The following is a 3,430-nucleotide window of genomic DNA, read 5'->3' as shown; positions in this document are numbered from 1 at the left end:
AAGCCGGTAGTCGACCGACAGCACGAGCGTGCGCGCACGGGCCGCGAGGCTGCGGCACAGGTTCGCGTGCGAATCGATCCCGCACGACACGAAGCCGCCGCCGTGGAAGAACACGGTCAGCGGCAACGGCCCGTCGGCGGCGGGCCGATAGAGCCGTGCGGACAACTGACGGCCCGACGCGGGAATCTGCCAGTCCTCTTCGGCGACGACGGCGTCGCCCGGGGCAAACGCGCCGCCGGCGGCAAGACTCGCGCGATACGCGGGAACGGTGAGTTGCGCGAAATCGATCGCGGGTGCCTGGGCGAATGCGGCGAGCAGCGCCTGCGCCTGTGGGTCGAGCGGCATGGGGACTCCTGTCTGAATCGTATGCGGTTTGAATCAGGTAAACCCGTGTCGCGGTTTTCCCTGAGTCCGCGCCGGACGCTTGCCGGCACGGCCTGACGGGCATTCCAGCGCAGCAGGCAGGGCGCCACATCATCCGATCGGACGATGGTTCGTTCGCACGGATGGCCAATTCTCACCATTCAGTGAATCTCCCGATGACGCCGGAATTTAGACGCGTCTTAATCATGGCGGCGCGGGTGAGTCGCGTCAGAAACATGTCGTATGGAGGATGGAGCGTGCTGATGGAGACGAGATGGGCTCCGCAAGAGAGCCAGGCAACCAGTGACGAGGCCGACATCGGCGTCGCGGATTTCAGCGAGCTGATGGCGCGCATCTACCAGGGGCCGCTGGAGACGCCGCCGTGGGCCGGTGCGCTCGAACTGGTCCGTCGCTGGCTGCAGGCCAACTACGTGACGCTGATCCTGCGCGCGGCCGCGAGCGACCGCCGTGCGCCGCTGTCCGTGCACGCGTCGGAATTCGGCCCGGTGGTGCCGGGCGACGGCGAGGCGTCGTACAACAACTACTACTATTCGCTCGACCCGTTCGTCGGCCTGCCGGCCGATCGCGTGGTCACGGTCGACGACGTGTTCGGCGACACGGGCTGGCTGTCGAGCGAGCTGTACAAGCAGTTCCTGAAGCCGCAGGACGTGCGCTATATCCTCGGCGCGGACCTGCGCACGTCGTCGGGCGTCGAGTGCCGGTTCCGCGTGTGCCGCAACCATGCGTCGAAGCAGTTCTCCGCGCGCGACAAGGCGATCTGCGCGCTGCTGCTGCCGCACCTGAAGCGCGCGGTGGAACTGCATTCGCGGCTCGACACGGCCGAGGTCGAACGCTCGATCTATGCGAACGCGATCAACCGGATGCAGATCGGCACGATCACGCTCGACGAGAACGGCACGATCATCGACCTGAACAGCGTGGCCGACGAGATCCTCAAGCAGAACAACGGTCTGACGATTGCGCGCGGCACGATCGAGGCGACCGATGCGCAGGAGAACCGCACGCTGAAGCGGCTGATCCGCCATGCGGTGATGGGACACCACGGCACGGCCGCGGCGACCGTCGAGGCGATGCCGATCACGCGCAGCTTCGACAAGCCGCGCCTCGGGCTGCTGGTGCGCACGGTGCTGCTGTCCGACTGGTCGGAGGACAACAAGCGGCGGCCGGCCGTCACGCTGTTCCTGCGCGATCCCGACCGCAAGCCGCAGGGTGCGCAGGAAATCATCCGCAAGCTGTTCGACCTGACGCCCGCCGAGACATCGCTCGCGCTGCTGCTGACGAACGGGCTGACGCTGGAGGAGGCCGCGGAGGAATCGGGAATCAGCAAGAACACGGCGCGCACGCATCTGCGCGCGATCTTCTCGAAGACGGGTGTCACGCGCCAGGCGACGCTCGTGCGGATTCTGCTCGGGAGTGTCGTGCCGCTCGGGTAAGCGACCGCCAGGGCCGATCCATCGGAACCGGCCGCATTCGTCTGGCGATACATCGACATGGGTCAACGCGTCGCGTGTCGCTCGACGATGGCAGCGACATCATGCAAAAGAGGCTCGTACCGTGCGAGCCTCTTCTTCATTCAGCGCCGCAGATAGCGGCTACCCTGACGCCCGTGATGGCGATGCCCGCTGCGCTCACGAGCCGCGCGTCGACCGATCCGCCCATGCCGACAGCGCCGGCCACTGCGCACAGCCGCGCCGGATGAAACCCACCCCCGTACGGATCACAAGCGCGCCGATCGCAAGCGCGGCCAGATCGTCGAGACGGCGGAAGCCGACCAGCGCCGCACTCATCGCGAGCGCCGCCAGCAGCGACGACAGCGCATCGGTCCGCACATGCCAGCCGCTCGCCTCGAGCAGCGCGGAACCCGTCTCGCGCGCCTTGCGCAGCATCCAGTGCGAGAGCACGGCCTTGCCGGCGAGCGTGACGGCGACGAGTGCAAGCGCCGTTACGCCCGGCTGCACGACGGGCGGCGTCGCGAACCGGTTGGTCGCCTGCCAGATCATCTGTGCGCCGGTCGCAACGAGCAACGCGCCGAGGCCCGCGAGCGCGAGCGGTTCGTAGGTGGGGCGCCGCTCCGGCGGCAGGCGCGCGTCGAGCCGGCACGCAATGAGGATCAGTGCATCGGCTGCGAGATCGATCGCCGCGTGTGCGACGTCCGCGAGCAGCCCCGACGAATGCGCGGACCACGCCGCGACCGTCTCGACGGTGAGCAGCAGCAGGTTGATCGCGAGGCTGACGGCGAGGGCGCGGGACGTGGCCGCATAAACGTGGGGCGTGGCGCGCGACGTGCGCTGCATGGCGGATTCGTCTGTCGATAGCGTGGGTCAGACCCGAACGCTACCGGTCGACGGTGGCAGATCCATGACAGGCGCCGGACGCGGCCCGGCCAGTCAGCGCGGCACGTCCGCCGACGGCAGCAGCGCGGCGAAGCGATCCGCGAGCGTCGGCCGCGATCGCGCGGGCCAGATCGCGCTGAGTTCGAACAGCGGCAGCGCGGCGCCATCGCGGACAGTGCCGTAGGCGACGCCGTCGAACGCGAACGTGTGGATCGACTGCGGCAGCAGCGACACGCCGCATCCGGCGGCGACGCACGAGACCACGGTGAGCGTGCGGTTCACGTCGAGCACGATGTCGACCGGGTGCCCGGCCTGCCGGAATGCGCTGAGGATGCCGGCGCGGATCAGCGGCAACTGGTCGTGCGGAAACCACACGAGGCCGGCGCCGGCGAGATCCTGCAGCGTGACCGTGCCGTCGGGCTGGCGCCGGAAATCCTTCGGCAGCACGGCGACGAGCGGATCGCGCCGGATCAGCTTCTCGCGCATCCGGCCGTTGACGGGAACCGGCGTATGCAGCAGCCCGATGTCGATCTCGCCGCGCTCGAGCGCGATCGCCTGCTCGGCATTGCTCATCTCGCGCATCACGAGTTCGACGTCGGGCGTGCTTTCGCGCAGCGCGCGGATCGCGCGCGGCAGCGTGTCGAACAGCGCGGCGCTGACGAACCCGATCGTCAGGCGCCCGGCGCGCTGCGCGCCGATCTCGCCGGCCCGGT

At 68.8% G+C, this 3,430-nt stretch carries 4 protein-coding genes; 1 reads left to right on the top strand and 3 read right to left on the bottom strand.

The window, feature by feature from the left end; genetic code table 11:
* The coding region (locus G3N99_RS37120) for an alpha/beta hydrolase (RefSeq protein WP_206124847.1) at positions 1–345 on the bottom strand (345 nt) is incomplete at its 3' end.
* Between the two features lie 281 nt (positions 346–626).
* Here G3N99_RS37120 and G3N99_RS37115 point away from each other — a divergent pair.
* Entirely contained in the window at positions 627–1,817 is a 1,191-nt protein-coding gene (locus tag G3N99_RS37115) for a LuxR family transcriptional regulator (protein WP_041493308.1), read from the top strand.
* Positions 1,818–2,012: 195 nt separating this feature from the next.
* Here G3N99_RS37115 and G3N99_RS37110 read toward each other — a convergent pair whose 3' ends face one another.
* The gene (locus G3N99_RS37110) at positions 2,013–2,678 is read right to left on the bottom strand and encodes a cation diffusion facilitator family transporter (RefSeq protein WP_206124846.1); all 666 of its coding nucleotides are present in this window, start codon (positions 2,676–2,678) and stop codon (positions 2,013–2,015) included.
* A gap of 93 nt (positions 2,679–2,771) precedes the next feature.
* A partial coding sequence (locus G3N99_RS37105) for a LysR family substrate-binding domain-containing protein (protein ID WP_206124845.1) occupies positions 2,772–3,430 on the bottom strand: 659 nt, incomplete at its 5' end.

The sequence above is a fragment of the Burkholderia sp. Ac-20392 genome (assembly GCF_017104585.1).
In the GTDB taxonomy this organism is placed as follows: Bacteria; Pseudomonadota; Gammaproteobacteria; order Burkholderiales; family Burkholderiaceae; genus Burkholderia; species Burkholderia lata.
This window is presented reverse-complemented; position numbering and strand designations above follow the sequence as displayed.

What these genes read in the sequence shown, in the direction of transcription:
- G3N99_RS37115 (WP_041493308.1), top strand. Translation starts at nt 627, where the DNA reads ATGGAGACGAGATGGGCTCCGCAAGAGAGCCAGGCAACCAGTGACGAG.
- G3N99_RS37110 (WP_206124846.1), bottom strand. Translation starts at nt 2,678, where the DNA reads ATGCAGCGCACGTCGCGCGCCACGCCCCACGTTTATGCGGCCACGTCC.